The following is an 18298-nucleotide window of genomic DNA, read 5'->3' on the forward strand; positions in this document are numbered from 1 at the left end:
TCAGAAGTATTGTTTAAAAAATAATCACTATGAAAGTAAAAACTCTTTTCCCCTTATTTGCATTGATCCTGTTATTGGCATCATGCATGACCCATAAAGTTGAACGCGTTTCGGTTGATGAAACTATTGATTTAAGTGGCCGATGGAATGACACAGACTCTAAAATGGTTGCCGAAGCCATGGTGTCACAAATATTATCCGGAGCCTGGATTGACAACCATCTAAAAACTTCGAACGGAACAAAACCTGTTGTTGTTGTAGGATTAATTTATAACAAATCACACGAACACATCAGCTCCGATACCTTTATTAAAGATATAGAAAAAGCGTTTATAAATAGCGGCAGGGTAAGGTTAGTACAAGCAGGCGACAAAAGAGAAGAATTAAGAAAAGAAAGAGCTGCCCAACTAGAATTTGCATCGATGGAAACCGCAAAAAAATGGGGTAAGGAACTAGGGGCTGACTTTATGCTAAACGGAGATTTGAATTCAATAGTTGATACCTACAAAAAAGAAAGAGTAAACTTTTATCAGGCAAACCTCGAGTTATCGAACCTGGAAACCAATGAAATAATCTGGATTGGCGACAAAAAAATCAAGAAATACATTACTAAATAATCTTACCGGACAAGTCTCTTTTTTCCTTTTTAACATGAATGGCTTGTCCTGTTCATTTTCTGATGTTTGATATGAATCATCCCTTTAAAAACATTGCAATAGTTACTTTTTCACTATTCCTTACTTTTCTATTGGGATGTGCCACCTACTACCAAAAAAACTATCAGCTACAGGATTATATAGTTAGTGGAGAATTTTCATCTGCAGAAAAACTTCTGAATAAGGATTCCAAATCAGACAAAGGGATAAACAGAGTTTTATATTACATGAATCAGGGCATGGTAAATTTCATGCTTGGTAATTACCAAAAAAGCAATTTCTTTTTGAACAAAGCAGATCTTTACAATGAAGATTACAGGTCGGGATATGGGAACGAAGCCCTGGCCCTGATTTCAAACCCAATGATAAAACCCTATAAGGCCGAAGATTTTGAGGCAGTAATGGTTCACTATTACAAATCGCTAAACTACCTGATGCTTAACAACTATGAAGATGCCCTTGTGGAATGCCGCAGGGTAAATATTGTACTACAAAAGCTCAACGACAAATACAAAAAGACAAAAAACAAATACTCCAACGATGCATTTGCCCATAACTTAATGGGAATGATATATGATGCTTCCGGAGACAAGAACAATGCATTTATTGCATACAGGAATGCACTGGAGGGATACGAACAAGATTATTCAACCCTTTTTAACCTGCCCCCACCTGAACAACTAAAAAAAGACATCGTAAGAACCGCCTACCAAGCAGGGCTTCAACAAGAATATCAAAAATATAGTGAGAAATTACAGCTTACTTTTAATACAGACTCCGTTTCGGATGGTTCTTTAATATTTTTGTGGATGAATGGTTTTGGGCCAATAAAATCAGAATGGAGCATCAACTTTACAAACGCTGGCTATAATAACGGATGGGTTACTTTTGTAAACGAGGAATATGGTTTTGATTTTCCCATTTACATTGGAAACAGAAAGAAAACAGAGCAAAACGCCTTTAAAAACCTTTCATTTCTTAGGATTGCTTTCCCAAAATATGTTGAGCGAAAACCAAGCTATCAGGAAGCTTCCATATTAATGAGCGGCAACGACTATCCCCTTGAACTATCGCAAAACATTAATGCCATCGCCTTCCAATCCTTAAAAGACAGAATGGCTCGTGAACTTGCCAATGGAATTGCTCGCCTGGTTACAAAAAAAGCCATAGAAAGCATTGCCAATAGCGAAGACAAAAACCTTGGAAGCGTAATAAGCATTATAAATGCCATCAGCGAAAAAGCGGATACAAGAAACTGGCAATCAATTCCCTATGCCATCCATTATTCCAGAATTCCATTGAAGGCAGGAGAAAATGAAGTACAACTAAAAGTTAAGGGCAAAAAACAACCCGAACAATTTCGATTTACTATTTCTAAAGGTGAAACAAAATTCTTCACCTTCCACCAATTATAAAGTTACAGCCAAAACTTACCTGTTTAACAGCAAATACTGGCATTTCATCAATTTGATGCAACAATATTGGTTAGATAACACTAATTGTGTTAATTTCAAAAATTATAGAAATTTATCAAAGGCAGAAGGTGGATATTAAAATACAAAACTATAACCTATACTTAAAACGCTGGAAGAATCAATTCAGCTTAATCTCTGAGTTAATGCAGGGATGTATTGTTTTAGCTACAGAAGTAGATAAAGACAACCTGGTAGCCATTGCCTACAACCATCCAAATGAGAATACGATATTTGAGAAAACTGCAAACAAAAAATCGATAACCAGAGATACAATCCGCAACTGCAAGGAGGTTTCTATTTCACAATTACAATCAGACACATCATATTCAGAAACAATAGAATACAGATCAGGAATGAAGTGTTATTATGGATTTCCAGTTATCAATAGCGATGGCTCTACATTTGGTGCCATCTGTCTATATTCAAAAGAATTCAATTTATTTTCTGATGAGCGAATTAACCAAATCAGAAGACTAAAGTTAATAATTGAAGACGACCTTAAAGCTCATTCCAGATCAAATAAGGCGTCAAATACAGATATGGATACCCTGCTTGATGATTCGGAAATGTTTAAGCATTTTTTTCATTTCTCACCTGTTGGGATTTTCTATTGGGATTTAAACATGATCATTACGGATTGCAACGAAAAATTCTGTGAAATCCTGAACACAAACCGGGCCACATTAATGGGCATGAATTTAAACCAACTTATTGACAAAAGGCCCATACCATGCATAGCCAGTGCCTTACTAGGAGAAGAAAGTGAATATGAAGGAGATTATATTACCACAACCAGTGGTCAATCAACCTATGTGTTACTAAAAACCGCACCTGTATATAATTCTTCAAAAAAGATATGTGGGGCCATCGGCACTCTGGAAGACCTGTCGGAAAAGCGGCATATGGAAAATGCACTAAAAGCCAGCGAATTGAAATACAAAGATCTGGTGGAAAAGATCAATGATGTAATTTTTTCTATAGATAAGGAAGGCATATGCACCTACATATCCCCAGTAATATCCTTTATCATAGGATACTTACCTGAAGAAATCATCGGGCATCATATGCTAAATTTCATTCAGGAAGATTATAAGATTGAGTTTTATGATGCCCTGAATCGGGTAAAATCAGGCTCAACAGTTGTTGCAGAATTAAAACTACGCGACAAATCACAAAAAGACCAATGGGTTAGGATTTCTCTTCGTCCTGTATATGATAACAAAAACAATTTTACAGGCATACATGGAATTGCACAGGATATAGGCGAAAAAAGAAGCATTGAACTATCTTTAAAAGAAAGTGAGGAACAGTTTAAACTTGTAGCAACTCATATATCTGATATTATTTACGAGTGGGATCCTATTACAAAAGGCCTCCTTTGGCATAGCAACCCCAATATCATTTCACCCATACTAAACTCAATCCATTCTATTACTGATTTAAATAAGCTCATTGCAGACGAAGACAGGCCAACCATAGAAACCAAATGGGAAAAGGCCATAAATAATGAAGGAGCCTGGAAACAGGAGTTTAAAATTTCAATTTCCAATAAGGAGTCGAAACATCTACTTGGCAACGGGCTGATCCTTTTCAAAGGAAACACTCCTGTTAAAGGAATTGGAACATTAACTGATATATCAAACGAGAAAGTTCTTGTTGAAAACCTAAAGCTTAGCAACGAAAAACTTGAGCATAACATTTCTAAAGTTAACGGATTACTTTCTGCTATCCCTGACATGATGTTTGTTTTTAACAAGGATAGCATCATAACCGATTACCATTATAATACACCAACGGACCTATACAAACCAGTTGAACAATTCATTAATAAAAAAGCAGAAGATGTTTTACCCCATGACATAGATCTTCTAACAAAAGAAAAAATAGCTAAGGTTCTTGATTCAAAAGTGGCAGAAACCTATAATTATAAACTTAGCATCAATGGTGAGCCTAAAATATTTGAATCAAGGATGGTATATCTTAACAGTAACCATGTTCTTTCAATTATTAGAGACGTTACGTTAAGAGAACTACAAAAAAACGAGCTAATTACAGCTAAGGAAAAAGCAGAAGAAAGTGACAGGTTAAAATCTTCGTTCCTGGCAAATATGAGCCATGAAATCAGGACACCTATGAATGGAATAATAGGTTTTTCTGAACTTCTAAACTCCAAAACCCTAAACCCTGAAGAAAGAGAGTATTACACATCTGTTATTGTAAAAAGCGGAAGGCAACTTCTTGATATAATAAACGATGTTTTAGAAATATCAAAAATTGAAACCGGGCAAATTAAAGTTAACCTTGCCCCTACCAATATTAATGAACTGATCAGAACCGTATTTGAGTCCTTTACCCAAAGAGCTAATGATAACAGAAATATACTAATCACCACAACTCCACTAAGCGATGCATCAGCATATATCAATTCTGATGAAAATAAAATTCGTCAGGTATTAAACAACTTAATAAGTAATGCCATTAAGTTTACTCAAAACGGACAAATAAAGATTGGTTATTCTGTAATTGAAGGTCGTTACCTGGAATTTTACATCCAGGATTCCGGGATTGGAATTGCTAAAGAGGAGCAGAAAATGATTTTTGAACGGTTTGCTCAGGCCAACTCTCAAATTACAAGAACCCATGGAGGAACGGGTCTTGGCCTGGCCATATCCCAAAGTCTCGTTGAACTATTAGGCGGGAAAATATGGGTTGATTCAACCGTTAACAAAGGATCCACTTTTTATTTTTCTTTACCATACTCAAAAATTCCTCAGCTAAACTAAAGAAACAATATACATTTTTTAACAAAAAACAATACAATTCCCCACTTAGCACCTCCCTTTGTGTTAATTTCTCTTAAATCGAAATATCAAATAGTGCATTTCAATACATTTGTGGCAAAATTCAACGATTCAATGGTTGTTATCCCTCATATCTATACCGGATGAAAAGATCCGGAGGCTGTTTGCTTAATAACAAGAACATCCTTTCATTGCAATATATTATTAGTAAATAATCGATAAATTCAAATTGGTTATCTACCAATGAAATATATCCACAAAGCACAACAGCCTTTTCGGCTAAACAACTGTATTACAGCATTTTTTTCGTAAAGAATACTACACACATTGACTATGGCATATTTCCATCCATAATGATGAAATAAATAGTTGTAGTCTGTTGTCTTATTACACAACAAGACAAAAAATAAACTCTTTAACTGAGTATTTGCAATACCAACCTGCTCTACACATTACTAAAAAGAACAATAATATTTTATAACACAAAACATAGTTTAATCTAAATAAAATGAATACTATATTTAAGCCAAAGTTTTTTAGTCTTTTAAAAGCTGGTTTTGACAAAAAACAAATTACCTCTGATATTTTAGCTGGAATCATAGTGGGGATAGTTGCCCTGCCGCTTGCCATTGCATTTGCCGTTGCTTCCGGGGTATCACCTGAAAAAGGATTGATCACCGCTGTTGTTGCTGGTTTTATCATATCGTTACTAGGGGGAAGCCGCGTGCAAATTGGGGGTCCAACAGGTGCCTTTATTATTATTGTTTTTGGGATTATTGAACAATATGGCATCAATGGACTTCTAATTTCCACTATCCTTGCCGGATTTATCCTGATTATTTTTGGAGTGCTCAAACTGGGCAATGTACTTAAATTTTTTCCACACCCGCTTATTGTTGGATTTACAAGCGGTATTGCCTTAATCATTTTTTCTACCCAAATAAAAGACGCCTTTGGTCTGGAGCTAACCAACATACCTTCTGATTTTATTAAAAAATGGGCCTTTTACATATCAAACCTTGACCATATTAACTACAAAGCACTATTAATCAGCGTAATTACTATTATCATAAGTCTATATTCAGGAAAATTTATTAAAAAGATACCCGGGTCATTTATTGCCATAATTATAATCACCCCAACTGTGTACTTCCTTGATATCCCGGTAAGCACTATAGAAACATTTTTCGGCGATATTCCCAGAGACATATCATTTTCAATTCCTGATTTCTCTTTAGCTGATATTCCAACCTATTTTGCCCCCGCCTTAACTATTGCTTTATTAGGTGGAATTGAATCATTACTATCGGCAGTTGTTGCTGATGGGATGATTAGTGGAAACCACAGATCAAACACAGAACTTATTGCTCAGGGGATAGCCAATATTTTCACTCCCTTCTTCGGGGGTATTCCAGCCACAGGAGCCATTGCAAGAACGGCAACTAACATTAAAAACGGAGGTCGCACTCCAATAGCAGGAATGGTACATGCTGTAACCCTACTTATAATTATGTTATTCGTAGGCCCGTATGCAAAACTAATCCCTATGTCGTGCCTGGCGGGTATATTAATTGTAGTTTCATACAACATGAGCGAATGGAAATCTTTCTTATCCATCCTCAAAGGGTCATTTTTTGACATCATTATCCTGCTATCTACTTTTATATTAACAGTTGTGGTTGACCTTACTGTAGCTATTGAGGTTGGTGTTGTTTTATCAGCTCTATTATTTATGAAAAGGATGTCGGACATTGCAGAAAAAAGAATAGATTATATCATTGATACAGACCTGCTGGAGGACTACTCTCAATTACCTGAACATGTTAGCATATACGAAATAAGCGGTCCTTTATTTTTTGCCTCGTCAAAAACATACGCCCAGGTAATTGAAAATATCGGAAACGATTATAGCACGATAATAATAAGGATGCGCCATGTATCCTTTGCCGACCAAACAGGAATTCACAATTTTAAGGGAGCCATTAAAACGCTTCGTAATGCCAATGTTAAGATTATCCTGTCGGGCATTAACAATGAGGTTTTAAAAGATTTTGAAAAATATGGCATACCTGATATGATAGGAAAGGAGAATATTTTTGAATCTTTTGACAAGGCAGTTTCCTACGTAAGACAAGAATAATTTAATATTTCATAAAAAAGCAAAAGACACCTTTATATGTTATCTTTTGCTTTTTTTTAATGCTTTACAACAATTTAATGCAATCATCTTTCATTATGTTACCGTAATATGTGATTTTTTGATACTTTTACGCCTAAATTTTTTAAAAACACCATGTCGCAAAAAACAGATCAACAATTTGAGCATGTAATTGCTGTTTGTAAAGATATTTTTGAAAAGAAAATGAAGGATTATGGCACTGCCTGGCGCATATTAAGACCTTCATCCATGACTGACCAGATATTTATAAAAGCCCAGCGTATTAGGAGTATAGAAACTAAAGGCGTTTCAAAAATAGACGAAGGTATCCGATCTGAATTCATTGGCATCATCAATTATGCTTCTATGGCCATTATCCAGCTGGAATTAGGAACTTCTGATCAACCAGAAATGGATCAGGAAGAAGCTTTAAAACTATATCTGGAGAACATTTACAAGGCAAAAAACCTGATGCTCAACAAGAACCACGATTACGATGAAGCATGGAGAAGCATGAGGACAAGTTCTTTTACTGATCTGATTTTAATGAAATTGCACAGAACAAAACAAATTGAGGACAATCAGGGCGAAACTATTATTTCTGAAGGTATCGATGCCAATTATCTTGACATGATCAATTATGCTATTTTTGCCATGATTCAACTTGACTTTGGAGTAGAAAATAATTAAAAATAAATGAGCAAACTATTCTTTTACTTAAGCAGGATACTTGTAGGAACTCTCTTTATTTTTTCAGGCTTTGTAAAAGCTGTAGATCCAATAGGAAGTGCCATAAAATTTGGAGATTATTTAACGGCATTTAATATGGATATGCTAAGCTTTTCTGTCGTGCCTTTAGCATTTGCTGTTTCTGCTCTTGAATTTTTAACAGGTATACATTTACTTTTAGGTATCAGAATTAAAACATTTTCATTTGTTGCTCTGGCTTTTATGTGCGTTTTTACGCCATTAACCCTGGGCATTGCCATTTCCAACCCGGTAAGCGATTGTGGCTGTTTTGGAGACGCCTTAAAACTAACAAACTGGGAAACATTTTTTAAAAATGTGGTTCTATTTATCCCAACAATATATATTTTCTTAAAACGAAAAAACACAAATACAGAACCCTCCGGCCTTGTTAAGTTCGTCTTCACCTTTGGTTTTACGTTTGCCATCCTGGGGGTTACAAAGTATTCTTATGATCATTTACCTTTGATGGATTTCAGACCATATAAAGTGGGAAATAACATAAATCAGGGAATGGTAATTCCTGAAGATGCAGAGCAACCTGAATATGAAACTGCGTTTATACTGGAAAAGGATGGAGAACAAAAATCTTTTAGTGCCACGGATTATCCATATGATGATTCCACATGGGTATTTGTACGAAATGAAACTAAAGTAATCAAAACCGGCTACGAACCTCCAATCCATGATTTTGTTCTTATTGATGAAAACAACGAAGATATTACCCAGGATATTTTATCACAGAAGTCCCCTACCCTATTAATTATTTCACCACAAATTAATAAAGGAACATGGGGAGCCAACATCGACAAGCTGTCCGATCTGCAAAAATCAGTAATTAACAAGGGTATCAAAACATATTTTTTAACCGCTTCGCCAACGGATGACATTACTAATTTTGAATTTAGTTCTGAAGCAGGCTTTAATTACCTAACAGCTGACGAAACCATGTTGAAGACGGTAATCAGATCCAATCCGGGGGTAGTGCTGCTACAAGATGGTAATATAATCGGGAAATGGCATCACAATGACATCCCGGAAATAAAAGATTTTAGCAACCCAACATCCTTTGCTGTAAGTGAATTGATAAATAAAAAAGAGAACATCACCATTACTATGCTTATATTAATGGCTGTTGCATTTTCAACACTCACTGTTTATAAACGAAATATATAAATAATCAATATAGTTTTAATTACAAACATTTTTTAAGATGAGACAAAACATTGTTGCCGGAAACTGGAAAATGAACAAAACCCTACAAGAAGGGGTTGAATTAGCTTCTGAGTTAAAAAGCATTTTAGCTTCTAAAACTCCTAACTGCAAGGTTATTGTTGGTGTACCTGCAACCCACATTACTGAAGTTGTAAAAACAGTTGATGCCGATAAAGTTGCTGTTGCTGCACAAAACTGTGCCGACAAAGAATCTGGTGCTTACACAGGTGAAATTTCAGCATCTATGGTAAAATCAACTGGTGCTGAATACATCATCCTGGGTCACTCTGAAAGAAGAGAATACTATGGAGAAACAAACGAAATTTTAAAAGAAAAAACTGACCTTACACTTGCCAACGGATTAACTCCAATTTTTTGTATTGGTGAAGTGTTAGAGGAAAGAGAAGCAAACAAGCAAAACGAGGTAGTAAAAACTCAAATTGAAGAAGCTTTATTCCACCTTTCTGCTGAAGAGTTTGGTAAAATTGTAATTGCTTACGAACCTGTTTGGGCTATTGGTACAGGAAAAGTTGCTACACCAGAGCAAGCTCAGGAAATCCACGCTTACATCCGTTCTGTAATTGCTGACAAATATGGTGCTGAAGTTGCTGACAACTGTTCTATCCTTTACGGTGGTAGCTGTAAACCAGGAAACGCAAAAGAATTATTTGCTAACCCTGATGTTGACGGTGGTTTAATTGGAGGTGCTTCATTAAATGCTGAAGATTTTGTTGGTATTATCGATGCATTTTAATTGAAAAACATTATACTGTATTAAAGGCCGTCGCCAACGACGGTCTTTTTTTATGCAGACCCAATTCCAACATCCATTGTTTTATTTTTACAATTTTGTTGTGATATGGGTATAATTATTATTTTTAACTTCATTTAAATTACACCTCCAATGCAATACACAAAAGTTTCATTTCAGATTACTCCTATAAATGATTTTATCAGGGATGTTTTAATTGCAGAATTGTCACAGTTTGATTATGACAGTTTTGAAGAAACTGAAAACGGAATCAATGCATATATCCCCACTTCAAGTTTTTCTACCCATGATATAGAAGAACTTCAAATTGTAAACAACAGCGATTATTCAATTTCTTTTGATTTTGAGGAAATGCCAGATCAAAACTGGAATGAAACCTGGGAAAAGTACTTCTTTAACCCAATACTTATTGAAGACAAATGCGTTGTGTGCAGCCCCTTCCATACTGATATTCCTCAAACTGAGTATAGTATATTAATTGAGCCTAAAATGGCATTTGGCACCGGCCACCATGAAACTACCGGTTTAATGATAAAACACATCCTGGAAAATGATTTCACTGGCAAAAAAGTTCTTGATATGGGATGTGGAACCGGAATATTAGGAATATTATGTGCAATGAAGAATGCTGAAAACGTTGTAGGTATAGACATTGAAGAGTGGGCCTTTAATAATGCCAACGATAATATTCAGCTCAACAATATTGAACAGATGCAAGTTTATTGTGGAGATGCATCTCTTTTAGGCAAAGATAAATATGACACAATCCTGGCCAATATCAACAGGAACATATTACTTGAAGACATCAGTAAATACACACAGGTTCTCCAAAAAGGGGGTACATTGTTTTTAAGTGGTTTTTACAATTTCGACATTGAAGCTATTGATGCTGAGTGTGTCAAAAACGGCTTATCCAAAATATCTATGAAGGAAGACAACAAATGGGTAGCAATTGCGTATACGCTGTCGTAATAAAAAAAATCCTATGAGAATAATTATACTTTCAGTTCTAACATTATTTTTTTCTTTAACCACCTTTTCCCAATCATCGCAACCCTTATTCAGTGATAATCCTGAAGAGTTTATTCCAACCATTGAAAATATATTCAAATCCATTGCAGATAAAAAGTTTGCGAAAGAATACACACAGGAATTGTCTGAATTTTGGTATAATCCGGAACTCGAAGGAGAATTAAAGTTGAATATTATTGACAACTGTAACCAAATGGCAATAAAAAGGGCACGACCTGTCCCTGATTACGTAACCTATTTATCTATTGTCAGAGAATTTATAAATTCAGAAATATCAGAAAGTAATTTTAATGCATGGAATTCTGCCATAACCGACCTTATAAAGAAAAAAAGATACCCCCTACGAAAAGTAAACCAACTCCTGGAAATTACGAGCGACCTGTTAAAAAATAATGTTGTATACTCTACTCCATCTACCAAATGGGCTTCAAATAACAACCACTGGCAACTGAGATACGATAAAGACTTAATCGGGGTATTTCCGGCATTAGACTTAACCTGTTTTTCAAAAAATGACAGTATTAAAATTTTTGAAACCTCGGGATCTTTTAATTATACAACAAATATATGGAAAGGAGACAAAGGAAAAGTTACCTGGGAACGCTCCGGTTATTCAGCAGACTCACTATATGCCACTTTTAACCAATACACATTCCCCTTTAAGGATGCAGGTTTCGAAATTGACACAGTAAAGTTTTACAACTATATATATTTTGATAAGCCCCTGAACGGTAGACTAAAGCATAAGGTAATGAATATCAACACACCTGAAGCTTCCACATACCCCCAGTTTTTATCCAGAGAAGAAAGGTTCGATTTAACCAATATTCACCCCAACATTAACTACGAAGGAGGCTTTGCTCAAAATGGGGCCAAGTTTTTAGGTGCAGGTACATATGAAGATCCTGCCACAATAACCATTTTCAGAAATGATACTTTATTTATTACAGCCAAATCCCTCTATTTTGCCCTACGAAAAGATCAGATTCTAAGTACTGACACAGAAGTTAAAATTCAATTAGATACAGGTTTTATATATCATCCCGGACTAACCTTTAAACTGATGGCAGACCTTAATGAGCTGCATCTGATCAGAGATGGAGAAGGATTAGCTATCAGTCCCTATTTTAATACTTTTCACAATGTAAGTATGGATATTGAGCTGCTTAGCTGGAATCTGGATAAAAATATTATCGATTTAAAGATGGTTTCCGGAGCTGCTGAAAACCATGGAGCTTTTGAATCGCTAAGTTACTTCCGCGAAAACTTTTACAACCAGCTTCAAGGCATGGATGCCATACACCCTTTACAAGGACTCAAAAACTGTTCAAGAATGCACAAAGGCAAACCTTTTACGGCATACGATTATGCACAGATGATTGGTTTACCAGAAGCTCAGGTAAGACAACAAGTTATCCAGTTATCTTTTTTTGGGTTTATCGGATATAACGTAAATACAGATGAAATTCAAATCCGTCAGCGCTTAAAAGATTACCTTGATTTCAGGCTAGGCAAAAAAGATTTTGACGTGATACGCTTTGCCTCAAATACACCAGGAAGAGTAAACAATGCCCATATCGACCTGTTAAACTTCGATCTTAACATCAACGGTGTTAAATCAATATCCATATCTGACAACCAAAATGTTGTATTTTTCCCCCGCGACGAAAAAATACTGCTTAAACGGAACAGAAACTTCATTTTTGATGGTGTTATCAACGCCGGGATGCTCAACCTATACGGAGAAGGTTTCAAGTTTAATTACGATAATTTCTTAATTGACATGAGAAACATTGACTCGTTAAGAATGCAAGTACAAACAGGTGAACTGGATTATTTTGGACATGCCAAACTAACTTATGTACAAAATGCCATAGAAAAACTTTCAGGGACACTGGAGATAGACAAACCAGACAACAAATCAGGCAGAAACTATTACAGTCAGTATCCCATCCTTCATAGTTCATCCGAATCCTATGTTTATTACGATAAGCCAGAAATACAAAACGGACTATACGACAGGGAGAAATTTTATTTCAGATTGGATACTTTTAGTATGGACAGTATAAGTAAGCTATCTCGTAAGAATTTTGACTTTGAAGGAACTTTTGTTTCAAATATTTTCCCAACATTTAAAGAAAACCTTACTGTACAAACCGACTACTCCTTAGGGTTTAACAGGGCAACTCCAGAACAAGGCTATGATATTTATGACCACAGGGCAACCTACATAGCCGATATTGATTTAAGTAATAAGGGACTAAGAGGCAACGGGACTTTAAAATATATTACATCTACTTCCAAATCTGAAAACTTTTTGTTTTTGCCTGAAGAAACAAACGGGCAGGCATATGATTTTATAGTGGACAAGCAGGAAGAAGGTGTTGAATATCCGGATGTAACCGGTAAATTCAATCATATTGCATATTATCCTTACCAAGACAAATTAGAATCAACCAGTCAGGAACAAAGTTTTACCATGTTTAATGATGAAGCCCAGCTTGAGGGCAAGATCGTTATTGGGAAAGGTGGTGCTACCGGGAAAGGAACTTTTTATATGGACAAAGCCAATATTGTTTCCCCGGACATGACCTTTGGCGGACACACTTTACTTGCCGATTCGTCTGATTTTAATTTAGTAAGCGGAGATATGGGAGATGTTTCATTTAATACTACCAACCTTATTTCCAACATTGATTTTGAAACGCGAAAAGGTAAGTTTATCTCAAAAAGCGGTGGTAGTTTAGTAAACTTTACAGATAACAGATATATATCCTATATCAGTGAATTTTCATGGGATATGGACTTAAACAACATCTATATGGGAGCCTCCGGATCTGAAGGTAACAGATTTGTTTCCACTCACAGAAAGCAGGATTCACTTGATTTTAAAGCCCCACTAGCCAGATATGATGTAGAAAAGAAAATTATTTTTGCTGAGGAAGTAAAAAACATCAATGTTGCAGATGCAGACATACAGCTCAATGATGGGTTTATTACAATTTATGAAAATGCAGAAATGGCTCCAATTGACAGTGCTACTATCCTTTTGGAAGATTCAACCTTTGCACATACAATCTATAATTCTCATCTAAACATTGATGGGAAATATGATTATTCGGGATATGGAGAATATGATTACATAAATGGGAACGGTAAAAAGTTCACTATTCAGATGAATGATATTAAACTCACTGAAGAAAAACGCACGACTGCAACCGGTACTATTGTTGAAACAGATTTATTTACTTTTGATAAAAACTTCACATTCAAAGGAAAGTCTACATTAAATGCCAATCAGCAAAACCTGTATTTTGACGGGGGCGTGCAGATGTTGCATCATTGTAATGGAGGCCCGCAAACTTTTATGTATTTCAATTCAGTAATCGATCCTTCAAACATCATGTTTCCTATAGGAGATGAACCTAAAAATTATGAAAGAGACAATATCTATCGCGACTTTTTCATAACAAAAGATTCGGCCCATATATACTCTTCTTTCCTGCAATCACGGAAAGATTACAGTGATATTCCTGTAATTTCGGCATCAGGTTACCTGCATTTTAACGATAAAGAAAATGCCTTTGAAATTGCCCCTCTTCATAAAATTAACAACCCTGATAGTACAGGTGTTGTATTCAAGTATTCAAACTCAAGATGTGATGTTTTGGCTGAAGGACCATTGGAATATGGAATTGACCTGGGACAATTTAAATACAAAAATGTAGGTACAATCATAGATAATCCTAAGAAAGATAGAATTACCATTACCAATGCCATGGGTATAGACTTCTTTTTTGATGAAGCCATTACCAATATGATGGTTACTGCTATTTTAGCTTCCGGAGCTACTGAAAGCAAAATAAGCGATGAAACACTTCAAAAAAGATTTGCAGAATGGATTGGACCTTCAGAAGCAAAAAAACTTCTTGCTAAAAAGAACACAGTAAAACAAATTGAAAATTTAACTCCGGAAATAAACAATATGTTCACTTTCGGAAATATAGATTTATCATTTGATGGTGCTGCCCATGCTTATGTTTCGGATGGCAAGGCCGACCTAACCTTTGTGAAAAATTATGTGATCAATAAAAAGGTGCATGTTACTGCCGAAATTGTAAAAAAACGAAGCGGAAACTATATTGACATGATTATTTTATTTGATAAAGGAACCTGGTTCTACTTCTCGCATAGGGGAGAAATGATGCAAACCCTTTCTTCTGATCCAACATACAACGAAGCCGTTAAAACATTGGATGAAGACAAACGGAAACTGAAAGGAGGAATTGGTGAAAAATCCTTTACATACATTCTGGCACCAGCCAGTAAATTAAACCGCTTTTCTAAAAACTATGGCTATTCTGCCATAAAATCAAGCGTAGGTGCCGGCGGACAAGAGTTAATAAAAAAGGAAAAGGAAGAGGAAAATGATGCAAATGCAGAACACCCACAACAATAGTCAGAAATACTGACCAACAAGAAAATACGATACATTACCAAACAACATGGTGTTAAATGTGATGTTCTAAACATATGAAAATTTTATGAAACAAGTCTTTTTAGCTACTTTTACATGCTCATAAGTTACATTATAAAATGAACAAAAAGATTATTAAAATATTGGTTGGTTTGTTTTTCATTAATATGGTTGTTTTTTCCCAAACAAGGATAACAACTGATTTTAAGGATTACAGACTTGAGATTTTTGAAAGCACTAACATTAACAATCTGGAGATAAAAGGCAATCATGCCAATATAAACCTCCTGAATTGGGATAAAGACTCAATCAGCGTTGAAACAATCCTTGAGATTATTTCAGATAAGCCAAACCTATCCAAAGAGATGTTAGATGAAGTAACCATTAAAATTGTTACTTATGGCAATACACTTCAAGTCAGAACCTCTTTTTCAGAAGATTTTAACCGTACTATTCCTTATAAAATAAATTACAACATTTTCTTTCCTAAAAACCTGTCTGTTAATTTATTTAATTCACATGGTTCTGTTAGTCTGTCAGAATGCATTGGCGGAATTAAGACAAATCTGAATTATTGCGATATTAACATAAACAACATTGCAACAGATAATAACTCATTAGCAAACAGTTGTGAGTTTAATTATTGTAAAGGCCATATCAACCATTTGGGAACTTCACAACTGACTGTAAATAATTCTGAGCTCAATATTATGGAAGTTAATGATATAATGATAAACTCAGAATATTCATTAATTGATATCAAACAAGCAAATTCTATACAGGGAACCTCTAAAATTGACAATCTTTTAATTGGTGATATTTCTGATATTAAACTGAAAGCATCCAACTCCACTGTAAATATTAACAACATTGGCGTCAATGCTTTATTTGAATGTGAATCAGGAACATTAAACATCTCCAATTCTGCAAAAGACCTGAGCCAATTAACTATAAACAATTCAAAAACAGCCACTACAATAAAGTTGCACCCATTGCTTTCTTATTATATTAATGGTGAAATATACAAAGGCAAACTAATCCACCCGCAACAAAATAATATCCAAATAATCAAGGATCTGGAAAAAATTTCTATTAATGGTACTGTAGGGGTTATGGATCAAAGCGAATCGAAAGTCATTATATTTAATAAGAATCAAAACATAGAATTCAAATAAATACCAACGTTATGTCCTCAGCTGAAAAAGTTTTTTTATTACGATCAAAAATGCTTAGTCTTGGCATTGATGCCTACATTATTCCCGGAAGCGATCCACATATGAGTGAATATACAGCTTCACACTGGAAAAAAAGAGAGTTTATTTCAGGATTTACAGGTTCGGCCGGTACGGTAGTAATATTAGCGGAAGAAGCAGGCTTGTGGACTGATAGCAGGTATTTTATTCAGGCGGAAAAAGAACTTGCCGGAAGTGGTATTGATTTGTTTAAAATGGGCGAACCGGATACTCCGGATTATGCTGAATGGATTGCAGAAAGGTTAAATCCAGGTAGTACACTAGCTTTTGAAGGAGAAGTGTTTTCTATTGAGGATGCACGAAAACTTTCAAAAAAATTCAAAGCCTACGGAATATCAATTGATCCCAATCAAACTTTGATGGATGACATCTGGGAAGGTCGCCCCCCTATTCCGGAAAAACCTATTTTCCTGCATGAAACCAAATATGCAGGATTAAGCAGAAATGAGAAGATAGAGTTAATCAGGGAAGAAATGCGAAACCTGGATGCTTCGCATTATATAATAACTTCGCTTGATGAAATTGCCTGGACATTAAACCTGAGAGGCAACGATGTTTCGTACAACCCTGTTTTTCATGCATACCTGATTATTTCTTTGGATGCGGTATATTTATTTATCGACACACATAAGATTACAGCTACTATTGGAAAACAACTTGCTGTTGACGATATTTCAATCCACTTATACTCAGATATTTTTAAATGGATAAAAGATATGCCTGTTGAATCAGGTTTTATGTTTGATCCTATAACGACCAACGCTAAAATATTTTCGTTAATACCCCGCGAAGTAATAAAAATTGAAACGGACAGTGTAGTTAAAAAGCTAAAAGGAATTAAAAACAAAACAGAGCAGGAAGGTTTTAGAATAGCTATGAAGAAAGATGGGGTTGCCATGGCAAAATTTCTTCACTGGATGGAAACAGAAGTTCCCAAAGGGACTGTATCCGAAATTTCTGCTGCAAGAAAACTTAAAAAGTTCAGGGCTGAATCAGATTCATTTGTTGGAGAATCTTTTGGTACCATATCTGCATTTGCTGAAAATGGTGCTATTTGCCATTACACTGTATCAGAAAAAAGTAGTTTAAAAATAGATACCGATAATTTCTATCTGGTAGATTCAGGCGGACAATACTTTGAAGGTACCACTGATATAACAAGAACCATACATCTGGGCACTCCAAGCGAACAACAAAAAAGTGATTTCACCATGGTTCTAAAAGGGAATATTGCCTTAGATTCAACATCCTTTCCTGAAGGTACAAGGGGTGTTCACCTGGATATACTTGCCCGGAAACCCCTATGGTCGCAAGGATTAAATTACGGACATGGAACCGGGCATGGAGTTGGCTGCTTTCTAAATGTACATGAAGGTCCTCAGGCAATAAGACCTAATGATAATGGTATTACACTTAAAGAAGGTATGATCACCTCTAACGAACCCGGTTTATACAGAGAAGGACAGTACGGCATCAGAATTGAAAACCTTATATTAGCCAAGAGTGCAGGCTCTACTGAATTTGGTAAATTCCTGAATTTTGAAACCCTGACACTTTGTCCTATAGATCAGAATTCTATAAACAAAAAACTTTTGACACATGAGGAAATTGAATGGTTAAACTCATATCACAAAAAAGTTTATGATGAGATTTCTCCTGAATTGGATGAAGAACTAAGACTGTGGTTAAAAGATAAAACAAAAGCCATTTAA

The 18298-nt window shown here is 35.4% G+C and carries 11 protein-coding genes; all 11 read left to right on the top strand.

What is annotated here, in order from left to right; genetic code table 11:
• Positions 1-29 precede the first annotated feature (29 nt).
• The 11 genes from OM074_RS16505 (at position 30) to OM074_RS16555 (ending at position 18298) form a co-directional block, all read left to right on the top strand.
• On the top strand, positions 30-617 hold the full coding sequence (locus tag OM074_RS16505; RefSeq protein WP_301201451.1) for a penicillin-binding protein activator LpoB: 588 nt from the start codon (positions 30-32) through the stop codon (positions 615-617).
• A 38-nt stretch (positions 618-655) separates the two neighbouring features.
• Complete coding sequence (locus OM074_RS16510; protein ID WP_301201453.1) at positions 656-2071, top strand: COG3014 family protein; 1416 nt, start codon at positions 656-658, stop codon at positions 2069-2071.
• Positions 2072-2199: 128 nt separating this feature from the next.
• A complete protein-coding gene (locus tag OM074_RS16515) occupies positions 2200-4914 on the top strand; it encodes a PAS domain S-box protein (protein WP_301201456.1) in 2715 nt (904 codons plus the stop codon).
• A gap of 526 nt (positions 4915-5440) precedes the next feature.
• Positions 5441-7072 (top strand): SulP family inorganic anion transporter, encoded by a 1632-nt coding sequence (locus OM074_RS16520; protein ID WP_301201458.1) that lies wholly within the window; start codon positions 5441-5443, stop codon positions 7070-7072.
• 153 nt (positions 7073-7225) lie between these two features.
• Positions 7226-7780: a DUF1599 domain-containing protein gene (locus tag OM074_RS16525; protein ID WP_301201460.1), complete on the top strand. Its 555-nt coding sequence runs from the start codon at positions 7226-7228 to the stop codon at positions 7778-7780.
• A 6-nt stretch (positions 7781-7786) separates the two neighbouring features.
• The gene (locus OM074_RS16530; protein WP_301201462.1) at positions 7787-9013 is read left to right on the top strand and encodes a BT_3928 family protein; all 1227 of its coding nucleotides are present in this window, start codon (positions 7787-7789) and stop codon (positions 9011-9013) included.
• 37 nt (positions 9014-9050) lie between these two features.
• Positions 9051-9806 carry a triose-phosphate isomerase gene (gene tpiA / locus OM074_RS16535; RefSeq protein ID WP_301201464.1) on the top strand — a complete coding sequence of 252 codons (756 nt, stop codon included), beginning with the start codon at positions 9051-9053 and terminating at the stop codon, positions 9804-9806.
• A gap of 150 nt (positions 9807-9956) precedes the next feature.
• Positions 9957-10796 (top strand): 50S ribosomal protein L11 methyltransferase, encoded by an 840-nt coding sequence (prmA, locus tag OM074_RS16540; protein ID WP_301201466.1) that lies wholly within the window; start codon positions 9957-9959, stop codon positions 10794-10796.
• A 13-nt stretch (positions 10797-10809) separates the two neighbouring features.
• Positions 10810-15315 carry a hypothetical protein gene (locus OM074_RS16545; protein ID WP_301201468.1) on the top strand — a complete coding sequence of 1502 codons (4506 nt, stop codon included), beginning with the start codon at positions 10810-10812 and terminating at the stop codon, positions 15313-15315.
• 137 nt (positions 15316-15452) lie between these two features.
• Positions 15453-16508, top strand: a complete 1056-nt coding sequence (locus OM074_RS16550; RefSeq protein ID WP_301201470.1) for a hypothetical protein — start codon at positions 15453-15455, stop codon at positions 16506-16508.
• Between the two features lie 11 nt (positions 16509-16519).
• The gene (locus OM074_RS16555) at positions 16520-18298 is read left to right on the top strand and encodes an aminopeptidase P family protein (RefSeq protein WP_301201472.1); all 1779 of its coding nucleotides are present in this window, start codon (positions 16520-16522) and stop codon (positions 18296-18298) included.

Source organism: Plebeiibacterium marinum (genome assembly GCF_026013615.1).
Classification (GTDB): domain Bacteria; phylum Bacteroidota; class Bacteroidia; order Bacteroidales; family Marinilabiliaceae; genus Saccharicrinis; species Saccharicrinis marinus_A.

Excerpts from the sequence above, each read along its gene's own strand:
- OM074_RS16505 (WP_301201451.1), top strand. The coding sequence starts at position 30 with ATGAAAGTAAAAACTCTTTTCCCCTTATTTGCATTGATCCTGTTATTG.
- OM074_RS16510 (WP_301201453.1), top strand. The coding sequence starts at position 656 with ATGGCTTGTCCTGTTCATTTTCTGATGTTTGATATGAATCATCCCTTT.
- OM074_RS16520 (WP_301201458.1), top strand. The coding sequence starts at position 5,441 with ATGAATACTATATTTAAGCCAAAGTTTTTTAGTCTTTTAAAAGCTGGT.
- OM074_RS16525 (WP_301201460.1), top strand. The coding sequence starts at position 7,226 with ATGTCGCAAAAAACAGATCAACAATTTGAGCATGTAATTGCTGTTTGT.
- OM074_RS16530 (WP_301201462.1), top strand. The coding sequence starts at position 7,787 with ATGAGCAAACTATTCTTTTACTTAAGCAGGATACTTGTAGGAACTCTC.
- tpiA (WP_301201464.1), top strand. The coding sequence starts at position 9,051 with ATGAGACAAAACATTGTTGCCGGAAACTGGAAAATGAACAAAACCCTA.
- prmA (WP_301201466.1), top strand. The coding sequence starts at position 9,957 with ATGCAATACACAAAAGTTTCATTTCAGATTACTCCTATAAATGATTTT.
- OM074_RS16545 (WP_301201468.1), top strand. The coding sequence starts at position 10,810 with ATGAGAATAATTATACTTTCAGTTCTAACATTATTTTTTTCTTTAACC.
- OM074_RS16550 (WP_301201470.1), top strand. The coding sequence starts at position 15,453 with ATGAACAAAAAGATTATTAAAATATTGGTTGGTTTGTTTTTCATTAAT.
- OM074_RS16555 (WP_301201472.1), top strand. The coding sequence starts at position 16,520 with ATGTCCTCAGCTGAAAAAGTTTTTTTATTACGATCAAAAATGCTTAGT.